General features: G+C 70.8%; 16 protein-coding genes. 6 read left to right on the forward strand and 10 right to left on the reverse strand.

Annotated elements, in window-relative coordinates; translation table 11 throughout:
* The first annotated feature begins 121 nt into the window (after positions 1-121).
* Positions 122-1,393: an exodeoxyribonuclease VII large subunit gene (gene xseA / locus AC6CHY_RS04045; protein WP_498225591.1), complete on the forward strand. Its 1,272-nt coding sequence runs from the start codon at positions 122-124 to the stop codon at positions 1,391-1,393.
* Complete coding sequence (locus AC6CHY_RS04050) at positions 1,390-1,611, forward strand: exodeoxyribonuclease VII small subunit (RefSeq protein ID WP_217389036.1); 222 nt, start codon at positions 1,390-1,392, stop codon at positions 1,609-1,611. The genes xseA and AC6CHY_RS04050 overlap by 4 nt, the downstream gene beginning before the upstream one ends.
* A gap of 69 nt (positions 1,612-1,680) precedes the next feature.
* Here AC6CHY_RS04050 and AC6CHY_RS04055 read toward each other — a convergent pair whose 3' ends face one another.
* The 4 genes from AC6CHY_RS04055 to AC6CHY_RS04070 all read right to left on the reverse strand — a co-directional run bounded on the left by AC6CHY_RS04055 (position 1,681) and on the right by AC6CHY_RS04070 (position 5,557).
* On the reverse strand, positions 1,681-2,556 hold the full coding sequence (locus tag AC6CHY_RS04055) for a PPK2 family polyphosphate kinase (RefSeq protein WP_498225593.1): 876 nt from the start codon (positions 2,554-2,556) through the stop codon (positions 1,681-1,683).
* A gap of 185 nt (positions 2,557-2,741) precedes the next feature.
* Positions 2,742-3,971, reverse strand: a complete 1,230-nt coding sequence (locus tag AC6CHY_RS04060; RefSeq protein WP_217389034.1) for a pyridoxal phosphate-dependent aminotransferase — start codon at positions 3,969-3,971, stop codon at positions 2,742-2,744.
* A gap of 90 nt (positions 3,972-4,061) precedes the next feature.
* On the reverse strand, positions 4,062-5,072 hold the full coding sequence (locus tag AC6CHY_RS04065) for a glycine betaine ABC transporter substrate-binding protein (protein WP_498225595.1): 1,011 nt from the start codon (positions 5,070-5,072) through the stop codon (positions 4,062-4,064).
* On the reverse strand, positions 5,069-5,557 hold the full coding sequence (locus tag AC6CHY_RS04070) for an NUDIX hydrolase (RefSeq protein WP_498225597.1): 489 nt from the start codon (positions 5,555-5,557) through the stop codon (positions 5,069-5,071). Before AC6CHY_RS04070 ends, AC6CHY_RS04065 begins: the two co-directional genes overlap by 4 nt.
* 80 nt (positions 5,558-5,637) lie before the next feature.
* On the opposite strand from AC6CHY_RS04070, the gene AC6CHY_RS04075 reads away from it, so the two are divergent.
* Positions 5,638-6,141 (forward strand): Lrp/AsnC family transcriptional regulator, encoded by a 504-nt coding sequence (locus AC6CHY_RS04075; protein ID WP_217389031.1) that lies wholly within the window; start codon positions 5,638-5,640, stop codon positions 6,139-6,141.
* 81 nt (positions 6,142-6,222) lie between these two features.
* On the opposite strand, the gene AC6CHY_RS04080 is transcribed toward AC6CHY_RS04075, so the two are convergent.
* From AC6CHY_RS04080 to AC6CHY_RS04090, 3 genes are all read right to left on the reverse strand, one after another.
* Positions 6,223-7,458, reverse strand: coding sequence for a phosphotransferase (locus AC6CHY_RS04080; RefSeq protein WP_498225599.1), 1,236 nt, complete (start codon positions 7,456-7,458; stop codon positions 6,223-6,225).
* Positions 7,459-7,480: 22 nt separating this feature from the next.
* A complete protein-coding gene (locus tag AC6CHY_RS04085; protein WP_498225600.1) occupies positions 7,481-8,317 on the reverse strand; it encodes a hypothetical protein in 837 nt (278 codons plus the stop codon).
* A 269-nt stretch (positions 8,318-8,586) separates the two neighbouring features.
* The gene (locus AC6CHY_RS04090; protein ID WP_498225601.1) at positions 8,587-9,207 is read right to left on the reverse strand and encodes a GNAT family N-acetyltransferase; all 621 of its coding nucleotides are present in this window, start codon (positions 9,205-9,207) and stop codon (positions 8,587-8,589) included.
* A gap of 145 nt (positions 9,208-9,352) precedes the next feature.
* On the opposite strand from AC6CHY_RS04090, the gene AC6CHY_RS04095 reads away from it, so the two are divergent.
* The 3 genes from AC6CHY_RS04095 (at position 9,353) to cpaB (ending at position 11,241) form a co-directional block, all read left to right on the forward strand.
* Entirely contained in the window at positions 9,353-9,946 is a 594-nt protein-coding gene (locus tag AC6CHY_RS04095) for a 5-formyltetrahydrofolate cyclo-ligase (protein WP_498225763.1), read from the forward strand.
* A gap of 152 nt (positions 9,947-10,098) precedes the next feature.
* Positions 10,099-10,344 (forward strand): FmdB family zinc ribbon protein, encoded by a 246-nt coding sequence (locus AC6CHY_RS04100; protein ID WP_498225602.1) that lies wholly within the window; start codon positions 10,099-10,101, stop codon positions 10,342-10,344.
* 192 nt (positions 10,345-10,536) lie between these two features.
* Positions 10,537-11,241, forward strand: a complete 705-nt coding sequence (cpaB, locus tag AC6CHY_RS04105) for a Flp pilus assembly protein CpaB (protein ID WP_498225603.1) — start codon at positions 10,537-10,539, stop codon at positions 11,239-11,241.
* 74 nt (positions 11,242-11,315) lie between these two features.
* Here the strand turns inward: cpaB and AC6CHY_RS04110 are convergent, their stop codons facing one another.
* From AC6CHY_RS04110 to guaA, 3 genes are all read right to left on the reverse strand, one after another.
* Positions 11,316-11,690, reverse strand: coding sequence for a hypothetical protein (locus tag AC6CHY_RS04110; RefSeq protein WP_498225604.1), 375 nt, complete (start codon positions 11,688-11,690; stop codon positions 11,316-11,318).
* 2 nt (positions 11,691-11,692) lie between these two features.
* Positions 11,693-15,463: a DNA helicase gene (locus tag AC6CHY_RS04115; protein WP_498225605.1), complete on the reverse strand. Its 3,771-nt coding sequence runs from the start codon at positions 15,461-15,463 to the stop codon at positions 11,693-11,695.
* A 386-nt stretch (positions 15,464-15,849) separates the two neighbouring features.
* Positions 15,850-17,436 carry a glutamine-hydrolyzing GMP synthase gene (guaA, locus tag AC6CHY_RS04120; RefSeq protein ID WP_217389022.1) on the reverse strand — a complete coding sequence of 529 codons (1,587 nt, stop codon included), beginning with the start codon at positions 17,434-17,436 and terminating at the stop codon, positions 15,850-15,852.
* Positions 17,437-17,621 lie beyond the last annotated feature (185 nt).

Consider the following 17,621-nt stretch of genomic DNA (forward strand, 5'->3'; position numbering starts at 1 on the left):
GCATGTTGGTGCCCGTGCGGCGGGGCGTGCGTGCCCGGCGTCAGCGTTTTGTCCCACGTTACTGGTATCAATGGTGTTGGTGTAGTTTCGAATTTCAGCACCAAGGAAGGCGCGCACCCACGTGGAGCAAGCACAAGAAGCACAAGGGTCGCTGCCGCGCACCGCCGCGGCGACTACCCCGCAGAACCCCTGGCCGCTGCGGGTCCTGAGCGAAAAACTGAAACAGCACATCGAGAACTCCCCCGAATCCTGGGTGGAGGGCCAGCTGCTGGAGGCCAACGTCCGCAACGGCCACGCGTACCTGACGCTGCGCGACGTGGACGTCGACTACTCGTTTTCGGTGACCGTCTGGGCCTCGGTGATGCGTTCGCTGGACACGCCGCCCGAGGTCGGTTCCCGGGTGGTGGCGCGGGTTAAGCCCAGCTTCTACGCCAAGACCGGCCGGCTGTCGCTGAACGCCTCGGACCTGCGGCCCGTGGGGCTCGGCGACCTGCTGGCCCGCCTGGAGCGCCTGCGCCGATCGCTCTTTGACGAGGGGCTCTTCGACCAGGCGCGCAAGCGCGCCCTGCCGCTGCTGCCGGGCCGCATCGGGCTGATCACGGGCCGGGACTCCGACGCGGAGAAGGACGTGGTGCGCAACGCCACGCTGCGCTGGCCGGCGGTCGCCTTCGACATCCGCAACACCGCGGTGCAGGGCGTCAACGCCGTCGGGGAGGTCATCGCCGCGCTGCGCGCGCTGGACGCCAACGAGGACGTCGAGGTGATCATCATCGCCCGCGGCGGCGGGGCCCTGGAGGACCTGCTGCCGTTCAGCTCCGAGGAACTGGTGCGCGCCGTCGCGGCCTGCACCACCCCGGTCATCTCGGCCATCGGGCACGAGGCCGACCGGCCGATTCTTGACGACGTGGCCGATGTGCGTGCCTCGACCCCCACCGACGCGGCCAAGCGGGTGGTGCCGGACCTCGCCGAGGAGCTGGCCAACCTGGCCCAGGCCCGGAACCGGCTGGACCGGGCGGTGCGGGCCAACGTGGACCGCGAGACCCAGCGCATCTCCGCGCTGCGGGCCCGCCCCGTGCTGGCCAACCCGGAGACCATGGTGCAGGGCCGCCGCGAGGACGTCGTCCGGCTGGCCAGGCGCAGCACGCTGGCCATGCGCACCTCGCTGGCCCGCGGCCACGACTCCATCGCCCACCTGCGCGCCCAGGTCCGCGCGCTGTCCCCGCAGCAGACCCTGGACCGCGGCTACGCGGTGGTGCAGCTGGATTCCGGGGACATCGTCCGCTCGGCCGCCGACGCCCCGGAAGGCAGCGGCATCCAGGTCCGCCTGGCCCGCGGCCAGCTCTCCGCAACTGTCACCCACAGCCACACCCCGGAAGAAGGAAACACCCCATGAACCCCGAAGCAGCAAACCACGACATCGCCGCGCTGAGCTACGAGCAGGCACGCGAGGAGCTGGTGGCCGTCGTCGCGCAGCTCGAGGCCGGCGCCGCCACGCTGGAGCAGTCCCTGGCCCTGTGGGAGCGCGGCGAGGCGCTGGCTGCACGCTGCGAGGCCTGGCTGCAGGGCGCCACCGCCCGCCTGGATGCGGCCCGCGGGCCCGCGTCCGAGTAGTCTCCCCGCCCGGGTGCCGGGAAGCCGCCGAGGCCGGGAAGCGGCCCGGGGACGGATAGTCGCCCGGAACTAGGAAGCGGCCAGGCGGCGCTTTTCTTCCTCCACGTTAAAGTCGGCGGCCGGCCACTGCGGATCGATGCCCTTCAGCGCCTGGGCGAGCAGCGTCGCCACCGCCAGCCGGGCGTACCACTTGCGGTCGGCGGGCACCACGAACCACGGCGCATCCTGCGTGTGGGTGCGCCGGATCGCGGTCTGGTAGGCCTCCATGTACTCGTCCCACACCTCTCGCTCGTCGATGTCGGCGGGATTGAACTTCCAGTGCTTGTCCGCCCGCTCCAGGCGCTCGGCCAGGCGCGCACGCTGCTCGTCCTTGGAGATGTGCAGCATGACCTTGACGACGGTGGTGTCCTTGTCCGCCAGGCCGGCCTCGAACTCCCTGATGGCACCGTAGCGGCGCTCGATCTCCTCGGCCGGCGACAGTCCCCTGACCTTGTGGATCAGCACGTCCTCGTAGTGCGAGCGGTCGAACACGCCGATGAAGCCGGCCTTGGGCAGCGCCCTGTTGATGCGCCAGAGGAAGTCGCGCTTGGCCTCCGCGGCCGTCGGCGCCTTGAAGGCGCTCAGCTGCACGCCCTGCGGGTCGACGGCGCCGATGACGTGGCGCACGATGCCGCCCTTGCCCGCGGTGTCCATCGCCTGGAGGACCAGCAGGACCTTGGCCGGGGCCCCGGCGCGAGAGGCGGCATAGAAGCGCTCCTGCAGCTCGCCGAGTTCGCGTCCCACCACGGCCAGGTCGCGGGCGCCGCCGGCCTTGTCCCCGGTGTAGCCCGGGGTCGAGGACGGGTCGACGCCCGCCAGCTCGAAGTCCGCGGAGGCCGCCAGCGCGGGGCCCACGGCATCGGCAAAGGGAACGGGGCGTGACTTGGACTTCTGCTTCTTGCTCATGGCTGCAACCTTCATCCTCGGGACTTGTGGAGATTAGCGTACGGCATGGGCCTTAACAATCGGCGCAGGCGGACGGGCGCCGCGTGCCCGGACCCGGCCCGCGGGCCGGGGCACGCAAGGGGCGCGTTCCCTGCCCCGCCGGTGGCAGGGAAGGGAACGCGCCCCGGGGCGGCCGTGCGGCGTCGCTAGACGGAGACCTTGCCCTCGCGCAGGTCCTCGAGGAACTCGCCGATGCGCCCGATCGCGTCCTTCAGGTCGCGCACCGACGGGAGGGTGACCAGGCGGAAGTGGTCGGGGGCGACCCAGTTGAACGCGGTGCCGTGGGACACCAGCAGCTTCTGTTGCTTGAGCAGCTCCAGGGCGAAGGCCTCGTCGTTGTGGATCGGGTAGATCTCCCGGTCCAGCTTCGGGAAGAGGTACAGCGCGCCCTTGGCCTGCTGCACGGAAACCCCGGGCAGCGCGTTGAGCATCTCGAACGCGGTGTCGCGCTGTTCCTTCAGCCGCCCGCCGGGCAGGATCAGGTCGTTGATCGACTGGTAGCCGCCCAGCGCCGTCTGGATGGCGTGCTGGCCCGGCACGTTGGCGCACAGGCGCATGTTGGTCAGCAGGTTGATGCCCTCGATGTAGTCCGATGCCAGGTGCTTGGGCCCGGAAATGGCCATCCAGCCGGAGCGGAAACCGCAGACCCGGTAGGCCTTGGAGAGCCCGGAAAAGGTCAGGACCAGCACGTCGTCGGCCAGCGCGGCGGTGTTGATGTGCACCGCGTCGTCGTAGAGGATCTTCTCGTAGATCTCATCGGAGAACACCACCAGGTTGTGCTTGCGCGCCAGCTCCAGGATCCCCTCGAGGGTCTCTTTCGGGTACACCGCGCCGGTGGGGTTGTTCGGGTTGATGATCACCACGCCCTTGGTGCGCGGGGTGATCTTCGCTTCCATGTCCTCGAGGTCCGGCAGCCAGCCCTCTTCCTCCACGTTGAGGTAGTGCACCGGGGTGCCCCCGGCCAGCGACACCGAGGCGGTCCACAGCGGGTAGTCCGGGGCCGGGATCAGCACCTCGTCGCCGTTGTTCAGCAGCGCGTTCAGGGACAGCGTGATCAGCTCGGAGACGCCGTTGCCCAGGTAGATGTCATCGACGCTGATCGACTGGATGCCCCGGGTCTGGTAGTACTGCGAGACCGCGGTGCGCGCCGAGAAGATGCCGCGGGAGTCCGAGTAGCCCTGCGCCTGCGGCAGGTTGCGCATCATGTCCACGAGAATCGCATCCGGCGCCTCGAAGCCAAAGGGCGCGGGGTTGCCGATGTTCAGCTTCAGGATCCGGTGGCCCTCGGCCTCCATCCGCTGGGCGTGTTCCAGCAGCGGCCCGCGAATGTCGTACAGGACGTTGTGGAGTTTCGTGGACTGCTTGAATTCTGGCATGCTCTTACTTTCTCATTTGGGGCCGGGGGCGGGCGCGCACTGTGAGCAAGGCAACTCGGTCGGTGCGCCGAGTGTGAAGCCCGCGCGTCATCATGGGGCGCTGACCAGCGATTTGTCGGCCAGCCAGTCCGCGGCGGCCTTGTGGGCCTCCAGCGCGTCGCGGCCGGAGACCATGCGGTTCAGCTCCAGCAGGTCCTCCTGCTTCAGCGCGGCGCTGAGCTTGTTGATGGCCTTGATCGCGTCCTGCCCCACCCCGTCGGTGGTGATCAGCGGGGTCACCGCTTGCGGGGCGAAGAGCGTTCCGGCCCTTTGCAGCACCACCAGGGCGTTGTCGGGGATCCCGGCGTTCTCCAGGGTGGTCGCCTGCACCTGGACCGCGTCGCTGATCACCGGCATGACGCCGCGTGCCTGCTCGTCGGTGAGCTCGGCGACGGACTTGGGGGTGCAGGAGGCCTTGGTTGCCAGCGCCGGCACCAGCGAGGCCCTGGCCGCGCGGGAGATGCCGAATTCCAGCCGCGGGCACAGCGCGCCGAGCTGGTCGATGTCCAGCAGTTTTTCCCGGGCGCTGGTGGCCGCGGTGACAACCAGGGTCCCGGTGCGCTCCGCCTCGGCGGTGTCCAGCACCGCGAAGCCCGCGGGTTTCAGCGCGTGCAATTGCTTGGTGACGGTGGCGGCGTCTAGGTCCCCGGGGCCGTCCGCGGCGTCCGATGGCCCCGCCGCGCCCCCGCCCTCGGCCGGGGTGCTTGCCGATCCGTCCGCCGCGCCCTGCGCGCCGGGCAGCTTGCCCAGGGCGGCGAGCAGGTCGCTGGACCCGGCCACCGCCAGATCCGCCCGGCCCGCCAGGACCTCCGCGACCGGATCGGCGGCCGGCGGGGCCAGGCGCGCGCTGACGCCCGCATCGGCCAGGATGTCCTTGTAGGCGTGGCCCAGGGCCTGGGAGGTGGCGTCGGGCCGTTGCACGAGCAGCAATTCGCGTTCCGTCTGCGCCTGGGAGGTTGGCACCTCGGTGCCCGAAGTGCACCCCGCCAGGGCCAGCAACAGGGCGCCGAGCCCCAGGACGCGCAGTCCTCCGGCGCGCCGGGGCCGGAAGTTCTCCATCATCGGGCGCTTTCCTTGTCAAGGTTTTCCCGGTAGAGCGCGATGGCGGCGTCCACCCGCTCGACGCGGTTCAGCGCGGCGACCTCCTCCAGCGGGAACCACGCGGCCTGGCTGGTGGTGCCCTCGGCCTCGTGCCGCAGCTCCCCGCCGGTCACGCTGGCCGCATAGAGGACCGCGACGGTCTGCATGGGGTATTCGGTGCCGCTGTAGCGCTGGTGCGCCGGGATCAGGCCGGAGTCCACGGAGAGCAGCGCGTCGATCCGCACCCGGTACCCGGTTTCCTCCTCGACCTCGCGCACCGCGCCGGCATCGATCGCCTCGCCGAGCTCCACGCCGCCGCCGGGCAGCGTCCAGCGCGGCACGAATCCGGCGTCGCGCCCGCGCATGTCCCACAGCGCCAGCAGGATCTCGCCGTCGCGGATCACCACGCAATAGGCGGCCAGCCGGGTGTCGAAGCCGCGGTGGGCCTGGGGTTCGGGGGTAGTCATGAGTCCATTTTAGGGTGTGCCCGGCCTTTCCCCGGGGTCCAAATCTCCCGGTGCGCCCACAACTGTGATGGAATATCAGCATGGCACCTTCAACTTTTCCGCAACAACCGGTTGAACTTGACGCCGTTGACCGTCGGATTATTCAGGAATTGGTCAATGACGCGCGCATAAGCAACGCGTTGCTGGCGCAGCGCACCGGCATCGCCCCGTCCACGGCGCTGCTGCGTACCCGCGCGCTGGTGGAGCGCGGGGTGCTCACCGGCTACCACGCGGAGGTCAGCCTGCCGGCGGTCGGACGCAGCGTCCAGGCGCTGATCTCGGTGCGGCTACGGGTGCACGACCGCGTGCAGATCGACAAGTTCACGCAGAAGATGCCGCAGCTGCCGGAGGTGCTCTCGATGTTCCACACCTCCGGGGTCACCGACTACCTGCTGCACATCGCCGTGAGCTCCACCGAGGCGCTGCGCGACTGGGTGCTGGACTACCTGGCCACCGACGAGTCCGTGGGACACACCGAGACCACCCTGGTCTTCGGCCACCACAAGGGCCTGGGCGGGCCGATCCCCGAGAACCTGCCGAACTAGGCGCACCGGTCCGGGACAGCGTTCCGGGGGCGGCGTTCCGGATTCGCGGACCGGCCGGGTGGGGCTGCGGGGCGGACCGGATCAGGCGAACGCGTCGGCGCGTCGCACCAGCTCGTGCACGGCGCGCAGCCGGGCCTCGGCCACCTGCTCCCACCGGTCACTGCCGAGGCCGCGGGACCCGGCGATCAGGGTCAGCGCGACAGCGGCCGACCGCGCCCACAGCGCGCGCGGATCGACATGCCGTTCAAAGACACGGGCGAAATGCCCGAGCGCCTCGGCGGCACCCCGGTTCTTCTCGCCCAGCGACGGCAGGATCGCCAGGTGCCCCAGCAGGCACGCCAGGTCATCGACCCGGTATCCGGGCCCCAGCGAGTCAAGATCGAGCAGGGCGCTGATCCGTCCGCCTCTCAGCAGGATGTTCGCGTCGTAGAAGTCCCCGTGCGCGGGCACCGGCTCCCCGCGCTCGGAGGCCGACAGGTGGGCCTCGATCCCGGCCGCCAATTCCTCCAGCTCGCCGGCCCGCTGCGGCAGGGCCAGCGTGGCGGCCTGCAGGTAGCGTCGGATCGAATCGCTCCAGGCACCCCTGGCCTGCAGCTGCATCACGCCCGCGGGCAGCGCATCGAGCAGGGCGATGAAGTCCTCCGGGGCCAGGTCGGCTCCAGCGTGCGGGCGGATGGCAGAGGCCAGCGATTCGCCGCTGCCCGCCTCCAGCGCCAGCACCCCGGGGGCCGCGGGTCCCAGCACGGCCGGGACGGGGATCCCGGTCCCGGCCAGCAGCCCGTGGCGCAGGCGCAGGCCGGCGATGGCGTCGGGGCGTCCCACCTTCAGGAAGATCGTCCGTTGGATGTGCAGCGGACCGCGCGTGGTGAACGTGGCCCGGAGCACCGCGCGGCGCAGCGGCCGGTAGGCGATGGTCTTCAGCCCGGTCAGCCGGTCGCCCTCGCCCCAGGTCTGCCGCACCAGCGCCCGGTTCACGGCCAGCTCCAGGTCGGGCAGCAGCGGGTCGTGGGGGTGGATCCATCCGCTGACGGTGATTCCGGGCGCCTCTGCGCCCGCGCCGATCGCGGTGGCGGCGACGCCGGGGACGGTGATCTTCTCGGTGGTGGCGCCCAGCTCGTTGAATCCGGTGCCCGCGGGCATGCGGTACATGGCGCTGATCCCGGCACCGGGCCGATGCTGGATGCCCACCCGATTCGCCTCGTAGTCCCAGGTCCCCCGGGGCACGCTGCCACCGAGTTGGCGCACCAGGTCCGGGATCGCGGCCGCCAGCGCGGCGAGCTGCGCCGCATCGGCGGGACCCGGTGCGCCGGCGCTCATCGAAACGGGAGGCTCTGGCCGGTTAGGCGCGGCGGCGCTGCATGACATCGTCGAGATTGATGCGGTCCCCGGCGGCTCCGGTGCGTGCCGCGCGGGCTGCGTTTGCCTCCGCGGCGGCGGGCTTCGCCACGTGGTCGTCCGTGCCGGCGACGGGAGCCGGGGGGGCGGAGGCTGCGTGGGCGACGGGGACGACTGGGGCTACGGGGGCCTCGGGGACTGCCGGGAGGGTGGCAACCTCCTGCGCGGCGGTGCCGACGGACTCGGCAAGGCGGGCGGCGGCTTCCTGCGAACGCAGGGTCGCGTTGGTCGAAGCCTTCAGCTCGGCACTTGCCGGAAGCGGGGCGGGGGCCGGACGCTGTGCGGCGTTGGCCACGACGTACTGCGGCAGCGGGATCTGCTTGGGTTCCCAGCCCTCGGGGCGCTGGACGGCTGCTCCCTTGTGGGCGATGCGCAGCGCCTCGGCGCGCAATTCCTGGACGGTCAGGCGCGGGGCGCGCTTGTTGGAGTCCGGCTGGGCGTCAAAGACCGCCGCGGACTTCTTCACCGGTTCCGGGTGCGGGGCGCGGCCGGTTTCCATGGCACGGGTCCGCGTGGTTTCCAGCCGGGCGAGCAGCTTGCCGCGCCGGTCCCGCACGGCCAGGCCGCGCAGGGTGGAAAAGCTTGCGATGGCCAGGGCCAGGGCCACCAGCGGCACCCAGCCGGAGAACACGCCCGCGAGGGCAAGCACCCCGCCGATGGGCAAGGTCAGCACGGCGAGGCTTCCGACCAGGGCAACGGCCAGGCGGTCGTAAAAGATGCGCAAGGGCGGCTGCTCCGTCGAGTTGGACGCGACTGAAGCGTTGGATGCTACCGGTGCCATGTTGCTCCTCCGTCGGCTGGCGACTGATTTCTGCTGCGGATCCGCCCGGCCTTGCTCGGAAAAGGCCGATTTACCCCGTCGTGGTGATTCCATTGCCGTGCAACCTTGCCGGCGGACGGGTCCGCCGCCGAAAATTGTTGTCAATGTGAAACGTCCACGTCAACCACATTAAGCATGCTTGTGCACACGATGCCGTATTCAACCCGGTGTGTCCGGCAATACTCTGGACAAATTTGGGATATTGCCGCTTTTCGCCCCGGTGTCCGACCCTATGGCGTCCTGGCCAGCCAGCGGTTGAGCATCCCCTCGGGGACCTCCTCGGCTGTCAGCGCAAAGCTGCGGTGGTCGGCCCACGCCCCGTTGATGTGCAGGAAGTCCTTTCGCACACCCTCGTCGCGGAAGCCAAGCTTTTCGACCACGCGGAGGCTGGCGCCGTTTTCCGGGCGGATGTTGATCTCGATGCGGTGCAGCCCCAGGGCCTTGAAGCAGTGGTCAGCAGCCATCGCGACGGCTTCCGGCGCGATGCCGGTCCCGGCGTGTCCGGCGTCTACCCAGTAGCCGATGGAGCCGCTGCGGGCCGCTCCCCACACGATCGAGGAGACCGTCAGCTGCCCCACGATCGGGGCATGCCTCGCATGCAGGGCCGGCAGGGTGATGGCCCAGGGCAGGCACTGCCCCAGGCGTGCCGCGCGGTTTTGCGTCGAGACCATCTGCCCGAAGTCCGCCGGGTACCCCGCGCCCTCGGGCAGCGTCGCATCCCAGGGAGCCAGCCACTGGTCGTTGGTGCGGCGCAGGTGCATCCATTCGGCCTTGTCACGGCGGCGCAGGGGGCGCAGCACCAGCCGCGGTCCCTGCACGCTGACAGGCCATTGGCGATCAAATTCGGACATGTCACCAATCCTAGCGATTCCGCCGGGGCCCGACGGCCGCGCCCTGCCGCTGTGGCGCCCGCCGGGCCCCGCACCGGCCGCGGCGCCGCGGGTCTCCCCCCTGCCCCTTCGCCCCAGGGTGTCTAGACTGTTGGACGTGAGCGAGATGAACCCCAAGGACGAGGCCCGGAACGAGCTGCGCGCCCTGCGCCGGGAGATGGGGCCCGCCCGGCGCGAGTCGGAGATGGCGAGGCTCGCCGGGCACCTGTTGCCGTGGCTGGGTCAAAACGCGCCGCGGCGGACGCTGACCTTCTTCCTGTCCTACGGCACCGAGCCGCCCACCACCGCCCTGCTGGTCGGGCTGCATGCCGCCGGCTACACGATCTACGTGCCGATCTGCGAGCCTTTGCGGCGACTGTCCTGGGCTCGCTGGTTCCCCGGGGTGGAAATGGCCCGCAGCGCCGTCGGGCCCATCGACGAACCGGTCGGTGAGCGCTTCGGCCCCGAACTGATGAAGGACGTCGACGTCATCCTGGTGCCGGCACAGGCGGTCGATGAAAACGGGGACCGGCTGGGGCAGGGCGGCGGCTACTACGACCGCTTCATCGAGTCCCTGGCCGGCCGGGGACCGCGTCCGAAGCTGCTGAGCATCGTCTTCGAGCACGAGTTCGTGGCCGCCGGGCGTTTCCCCGTCGAACCCTTCGACCAGCGGGTCGATGCCGTGGCGCTTCCCTCCGGGGTGCGCAATCTCACCGGGTAGCGGCGGGAGCGTACGTTAGAATTGGTGCAGGCGGTCGCTTCGGCGCCCGCACCCACCACTTCTCCGACAGTCGCTTGCCCGGGTGACCGGCCGCGCCGCGTGGCGCTTCCTCCCCGTGGCCAGGCACGCAACGCCCGTGCGAAAGGATCAATATGCCTACCTATGTTTATGCCTGCAAGGACTGTGGCCATGCCCTGGAGGTGGTCCAGTCCTTCAGCGACGAGGCCCTGACCGTCTGCCCCGAGTGCCAGGGTGCCCTGCGCAAGAAGTTCAACAGCGTCGGCGTGGTGTTCAAGGGCTCCGGGTTCTACCGCAACGACTCGCGTTCGACCACGAGCTCCAGCACCCCGGCCGCGTCAAGCAGCAAGGTTTCCGCCCCGGCGTCGACCTCCGCCTAGGACTTGCCCGCGGGCGGTTCGCGCGTCGATCGGCGATTGCCGGCCGACGGCCGACCGGTCCCGGCGGGGGCCTGCGGCCGCGGAGGATCCGGGGCGGCGCGCCTCCCCGCACAGTCTGCGCCCGGGCCTTGGGCATGACCGTCCCGTCATGGGCTCCACCCTTTTGGGTGGGGCCCATGAGTTGCTTAAGCCATGTCCAAAATTCGTCGTACCGATCTTCCGCGCCAGGCCTTCTCCGCGCGGGCTCCCCGCCGTTCGGGCAGGGAGCTGTTTGCCAAGTACCGCAGGCACCTGGCCGCGGCGCTCGCCATGCTCTCGCTGGCACTGTCCCTGGCGTTCCTCGCCCCCGCAACCGAGGAACGCGTCGAGGTGCTGGTGGCCGGCCGGGATCTGCCCGTCGGCTCCCTGCTGCGGCCCGAGGACCTGCGCAGCCAGGCGGTTCCCCGCTCCCTGGCGCCCGAGGGAACCTACGGGAACCGGCCGCCGGCCGCCGGCTCGCGGCTGGCAATTCCCGTACTGGCCGGGACCCCGGTGTTTCCCACGATGGTCATCGGCCCCGGGCTGCTGGCGGGCCTGGAGCCCGGGTCCGTGGCCGTGCCGCTGCGCCTGGACGACGAGCAGACCGCGTCGTTGGTGCGCGCCGGGCAGCGCGTCGATGTGGTGCTCACCGAGGGCAACGGGTTTGAGACCAAGCTGGCGTCACGGGTGCTGGCGCGGGCGGTGCCGATTCTGTGGACCGGGGCGCAGGACCAGCCCGACGGGCAGGGCCCGTGGAGTGTTTCCACCGGGTCCGGGCCCGGCGGCCTGATCGTGGTGGGGGCCGGGGCTGGCAGTGCCGAGCAGCTCTCGACCGCATCGCAGCGGGGCAAGGTGTCGGTGGTGCTCGTCAACCCCTAGGCACGCGCAGCGCCGCCGTGCGGGTGCGGGCGAACCTGCGTCCGGGACCCGGCGGCCGCGACCCGGCGGGCGGCTCAGTCCCAGTGCGGCGGGCGCTGGGATTTCAGCCAGTCGCCCAGGTCGTCGTCCACATCGCCCCAGCGGCGCGGGTCGTCCTCCGCGGCCTGCTGGTCAAGGACCGGCTTCGGCTTCCCGGTCCTGGGCGCCCGGGGCTCCTGGGGCTCCTGGGCCGCGTCGTCCCCCGCGGCGCGGGAACCGGCGTCGGACTCCCCCGGCGCCGCGGCGGTCCCCGGTGCCGCATCGGCGTCCGTGGAGGGGCCGGGCGCGGGCCGGCCGGCGCCGTGGGGCAGCTCAAAGACGCCGACCAGCGTCGAGTCGCTGACCTGTTGCGGCGGCGCGGTGAAGCGCCGCGGCTTCCTGGGCCGCGGGGCTCCCGGTTCAGCTGCCATGGCTATGCATCGGCCAGGTCGGACTCCCGGCGCGCGGCCTGTGGCGAACCGGTTGCCGACGGGCCGGGTCCCGTGGAAGCGCCGCGGGCAGTGTCGTCGCCGGCCGCGTCGAGCCCCAGGAAGCCGGCCAACTCGTTGGCGACCTTGTCCGGGTCGGAGAACACGTCGATGGTCCACAGTGGCACGTAGCGCCAGCCCAGGGCCTCGAAGAGCTGCGGGCGCAGGCGGCTGCGCTCGCGCACAGACAGCTCGCGGTAGCCCTGCGTGCCGTCGTACACCACTGCCAGCGGTGCGGCGGTGCCGGAGCCGGTGACATCCAGCGCGTGCGCGGCAATGTCCAGCACCCCGCGGTAGTGCTGGGTCACGATGGCCCCGCGCTCGGCCAGGCGGGCCATCAGGTCGGTGACCAGCGGGTCCTGCAGCGGCGTGGCGGTCGCCGACATGCCCGAGTCCCCGCCAAGCACCCGGCCGAAGAGCTCCAGGAAGCGGTAGGCGCCAAAGCGCATGCGCGCCAGGTCCATGTCCTGCGGGCGCAGCGCGGAGACCAGCACCATCGACTCCCGGGCGCGGGTCACCGCATTGACGAACAGCTCGTCGCCGCCGGGCTGCGACAGGGCGCCGAAGTCGTGCACGGTCTTGCCGTGGGTGGTGCGGCCGTAGCCCAGCGAGAGGATGATGGCATCGCGCTGCAGCCCGGCCAGGCGGTCCACGCTGGTGACCAGGAAGCGTTCCTCCGCGGTGCGGAAGTACTTGGTCGCCCAGGGGTGGTTGGGCAGCTGCACGCGGATGCCCTCGGCGATCGCGGCGGCGTGCCGGCGGCTGCCGGCGATGACGGCCAGGGTCTTCTCGCCGCGGCGCGAAAGGTGCGTGAAGACCAGGTCCACGACGCGCTGCACCTCGGCCACGGTGGTCTCGACGGATTCGCCGTCGGAGCCCAGGGACCCGGTCCCGTCCATCACGTACTCGGCCTTCAGCGCCGGGGTGCCTGCGCCCAGCGAGCGGGCGGCCGGCAGCCGGGAAAGCGAATCGGCGTAGAAGTCGTGCGAAAGGGACTCGGTGAGCCCCTCGTCGATGCCCCGGTAGGCGGTGGACAGCCGGATCAGCGGCAGCACCTCCTGGAGCGTTTCCATCGCCGAGATCGGCGCCGACTCGATGCGCGTGTGCGCCGTGGGATCCACGGAGACCTCGAACGGGTTCGGGGCGCCCATCATGGTGTCGCCGAACGCGATCACCTGCGTCGAGCGGGAGATGGAGCCGAGCACCGAGCGCAGCGAGAGCGAGTCGGCATCCAGCAGGATGACGGCGTCGAACTTCATCCCGGCGGGCACGGTGGCGGGGACCAGCAGCGGGGACCCGACCCAGACGGGGCACAGCGAGTTCAGCAGCGAGTCGCCCAGGGCGGCGAGGTCCGCGACCGACGGTTCCCCGTCCTTGAGCATGGCCCGCAGTTCGCGCGATGCCGCCCGGTGGTCCGCCAGCGCCGCCTTCCACGCCTTGGCCAGGGCCCAGCGCAGGCGCGCGGCGCCGGAGGAGACGTGCGCGGAATCGGCCAGCCGGTAGTCGGCCTCCAGGCGGCGCAGCTTTTCCCCGTCGCTCATCGCCAGGAAGTCGTCGCCGGAGATCATGGCCTCCAGCGCCGACTGCCACCAGGCCAGGTCGAGTTCGGCGGCGACGGCCTCGGGGGCGACGTTGCGCGCCCGGAAGTCGTCCATCAGCTCGCCCAGCCCGTGCTCGGCGAGCTGCTCGGTGAGCAGCGTGCGTTCGGGCAGCTGTTCCAGCTCGCCCTGGTGCGCCAGCAGCTCGTCCATGCGGCCCTGCAGCGTGGCGACGGGTTCGTCGCGCAGCGAGCTGCCCACGGATTCGGGCAGCAGCGTGGCCAGCTTGTCGATGCGCGATCCGGCATCCTGGTAGCCGGCGTTGACGTCCAGCAGCCCGGCGGGCACCATCGGGTGGCGCTGGGAGGTGGCATGGTGGTGCCAGGCGAGGTGCTGTTCCTGGACGGCCTCGAGCGCCGCCTGCAGGTCCGAGACGTGCACGCCGGGGCGCACGTAGTCCTTGGCGACCTTGCGCAGCCGCGAGCGGGTCATCGAGCTCATCTCGATGCCGCGTTCCCGGCGCCAGGAAGAGGAGGCGGTGGCGGAGATGAGGTCCTCGACCGACTTGTCGAAGATGTCGGACTCGAACTTGTCCAGCGAGCCGCGCACCGCGACCAGCAGGTCCAGCTGCTCGCCCCACTTGTTGTAGGAGTCGGCGAGCCGGATCTCGGAGTGGGCGGCGACCTTGAGCATGTGCTCGCGCAGGATCGGCAGGTCGCGCTGCAGGCCGGTGACCAGGTCCAGGGCGGTGTCGGTGTCGCGCTTGTTGCGCAGCCGTGCGCCGTACCAGGGACTGGAGGCCGAGGCCCGCACGAACGCGCCGAGCTCGGCGGCGCGCTTGAGCTGTTCGGCGGTGGAGGTGCGGCTGGTGATCGAGTCAAGCACCGAGCGCTTCAGCCGCACCGTGGTGGCCGGGGCCGGGGACAGTGCGGAGAGCCGGGCGAGTTCCTGCATCGCCCGGTAGGGCGAGCAGCCCCAGCGGGCGCGGGTCGAATGCAGCGAGCGGACGTGGTCAAGCAGCGCGTGGCGGTATTCGCGCAGCGAGGCGTGCAGCTTGCCCAGCTGCGGCTCGGTGGCGCGCTCGTTGCGCAGGATCGCCCGGGTCAGCAGCTCGCGCAGCGCGTCGGGGTCGTCCTCCGGGGAAAGCAGCAGCGCGGTCCCGGCCAGGTCAAGCCCGGCGAAGCGCGTGACGAATTCCTCGGCGCTGGAGCGCCGTTCGGCCACCACCAGCACGCGCTTGCCCGCGGAGGCGAGCACGCCCGCGGCGTTCAGCGCCGTCTGGGTCTGTCCGCTGCCGGCCGGGGCGCTGACGGCCACCGACTCCCCCGCCTCGACGAGGTCCAGCACGGCCTGCTGGGATTCGTCGGCATCCAGCAGCAGCAGCTCCTCGGCCGGGTTGCGTTCGTCGCTGCTGCGGGCGGGGCGGGTCTGGCCGGGGCGCGCGGCGGCGCCCGATCCGCGCTCGCCGCGGTTCAGCTCGGCCTCGAAGAGCTTCTCCAGCACAGGGTGCTGCATGTCGATGCTGCCCGGGTCGGCAGGGTCGGCGAGGTCGGCAAAGGTGGAGATCAGCAGGCGGTGGGCGATGACCATGCCGGAGACGTCGGCGACCTGGGTGCGCAGCGCGTCCATCGCACGGGTCGGGTCGAAGCGGGCGATGGAGTAGGCGGCGGAATTGATGGCCGTCACGTCGATGTCCAGGTGGTGCTGGCGCCTGAGATAGCGCAGCAGCGCGGGCGAGAACTCGGCCCTGCCCATGAGCTGGATCTCGAAGTCGTCCTGGTCCTCGCGCACGGAGAGCACGATGCGTCCAAGCATGATGGGCGCGTTGAACTGCTCGCTGCGGCCCTCGTGCACGGCGCGCCAGTTGGCCTGGCCCGCGGAGAGGTAGCCGACGTCGATGCCGCGCTCGTCCCAGAGCTCGCGGATCTTCCCGCGCAGCGCGTCGGCGGTGCGGCGGGCCGAATCGTACTGGTCCGAGTCCCGCAGCAGCGTGGAGAGGCGGGTGCGCCGCCCGGCCAGGAACTGGGCCAGTCCCGAGGGGTGGGCATGGGTGATGTCGATGCTGTTGGACACCGAGGGGGCGAACCGCAGCAACGTGTCGGTCCCCACCCCTGGGCCCAGGGAGTCAACCCACGTGGAGACCAATTCATCTGCGTGCTGCTGGTGCTCTGTCACCATACCGTCCCTTCACCTCTTGCCTGAATGCTGCCGCACCCGCGTGACGCCTTGCCGCGTGGATACATTCAGCCCTTACCAACCTAGTCCAAAACGGGCCCGCGATGCCGAACCAAAACACGTTGGGCACCGGCCTCTTGCGCATCCGGGCGCCTGCCGCCGGCCCGCGGGGCCAGGTCGCGCCCGCCCGGGCCACGTCGGGGCCGCTTTCGGGTGAACCATGGGTGTCCGACGGGTGAACGCTGCGCGCCCGATCCATCATGGCGGCGCCGCTTTGCCCCGGGGAACCCGCGGCCCGGGGCGGGGCTTGCCCCCGGAAAACAGTTCAGGGGGAAGCCCGCGTAGGCTTCCCCCTGAACTTTGCCGCCGGCGCGTCTACGCCGTCGGGCTTACTCCCATTCGATGGTTCCCGGCGGCTTGGACGTCACGTCCAGCACCACGCGGTTGACCCCGTCGACCTCGTTGGTGATCCGGTTGGAAATCCGGGCCAGCAGGTCGTAGGGCAGGCGCGACCAGTCCGCGGTCATGGCGTCCTCGGAGGACACCGGACGCAGCACGATCGGGTGGCCGTAGGTGCGGCCGTCGCCCTGCACGCCCACGGAGCGCACGTCGGCCAGCAGGACGACCGGCATCTGCCAGACTTCCTCGTCCAGCCCGGCGGCGGTGAGCTCGGCGCGCGCAATGGCGTCGGCCTTGCGCAGCAGTTCCAGGCGCTCCTCGTTGACCGCACCGATGATGCGGATGCCGAGGCCCGGGCCGGGGAACGGCTGGCGCATGACGATCTCGGCCGGGAGGCCAAGCTGCTTGCCCACGGCGCGGACCTCGTCCTTGAAGAGCGCGCGCAGCGGCTCCACCAGCTCGAAGTCCAGGTCCTCGGGAAGTCCGCCGACGTTGTGGTGGCTCTTGATGTTGCTGGCGCCCTCGCCGCCGCCGGATTCGACGACGTCCGGGTACAGGGTGCCCTGGACCAGGAACTTCACCGGCTGGCCGGAGTCGGCCGCCTCGGCAAGGATCGCGGTTTCCGCGGCCTCGAACGCGCGAATGAATTCGCGGCCGATGATCTTGCGCTTGGTCTCCGGGTCGGTGACGCCGTCCAGCGCGGTCAGGAAGCGCTCGCGCTCGTCGGCGATGTAGAGCTTCGCGCCGGTGGCGGCGACGAAGTCCATCTCGACCTGTTCGGCTTCGCCCTCGCGCAGCAGTCCGTGGTTCACGAACACGCAGGTGAGCTGGTCGCCGATGGCGCGCTGCACCAGTGCGGCGGCCACGGCGGAGTCAACTCCGCCGGACAGGCCACAGATGGCCCGGCCGTCGCCGACCTGGGCGCGGATCTTCTCGACCTGCTCGTCCAGGATGTTGGCGGCGGTCCACGAGCCGCTCAGGCCCGCGCCTTTGTACAGGAAGTTCTCCAGCACCTGCTGGCCGTGGGCCGAGTGCTTGACCTCCGGGTGCCACTGCACGCCGTAGAGGCGCTTGGCCTCGTTGGCGAAGGCCGCAACGGGTGCGCCTGCGGTGGTGGCCAGGACCTCGAAGCCCTCGGGCGCGACCGAGACGGAGTCGCCGTGGCTCATCCAGACGTTCTGGCTCTCCGGAATGCCGGCCAGGATGGAGCGTGCGGTTCCGGAGGAGGTTGCGTCGGTTGCGCCGTATTCGCGCAACCCGGTTTCGGCGACGACGCCGCCGAGGGCGTTGGCCATGGCCTGGAAGCCATAGCAGATGCCCAGGACCGGCACACCTGCCTCAAACAGGTCGGCACCGACGCTCGGGGCACCGTCGGCGTAAACGCTCGAGGGGCCTCCTGAGAGGATGATTGCCGCCGGGTTCTTGGCGAGAATCTGTTCGGTGGTGAAGGTATGCGGGACGATCTCCGAATACACGTTGGCTTCGCGTACACGCCGAGCAATCAGCTGTGCGTACTGGGCCCCGTAATCGACGACCAGAACCGGCTGGTGCTCTGGGGTGCTGGGAGTGTTGGTCACGCGCCTAAGCTTAGCCGCCCGGAGAGCCCGCTTGCATCTTCAACGGGCCGAGGGTGACGCAAACTACTTTGGCCGTGGCCCGGGCCGCGTCATGTTGGCCGGTGAGGCGGTATCCGCGGATGCCATCCACCGGTTGACCGCGCGCAATGCGGCAGGCCGATCGACTGCTGGAACGGCGGATGGAA

The organism is Paeniglutamicibacter sp. GQ140, assembly GCF_059759235.1.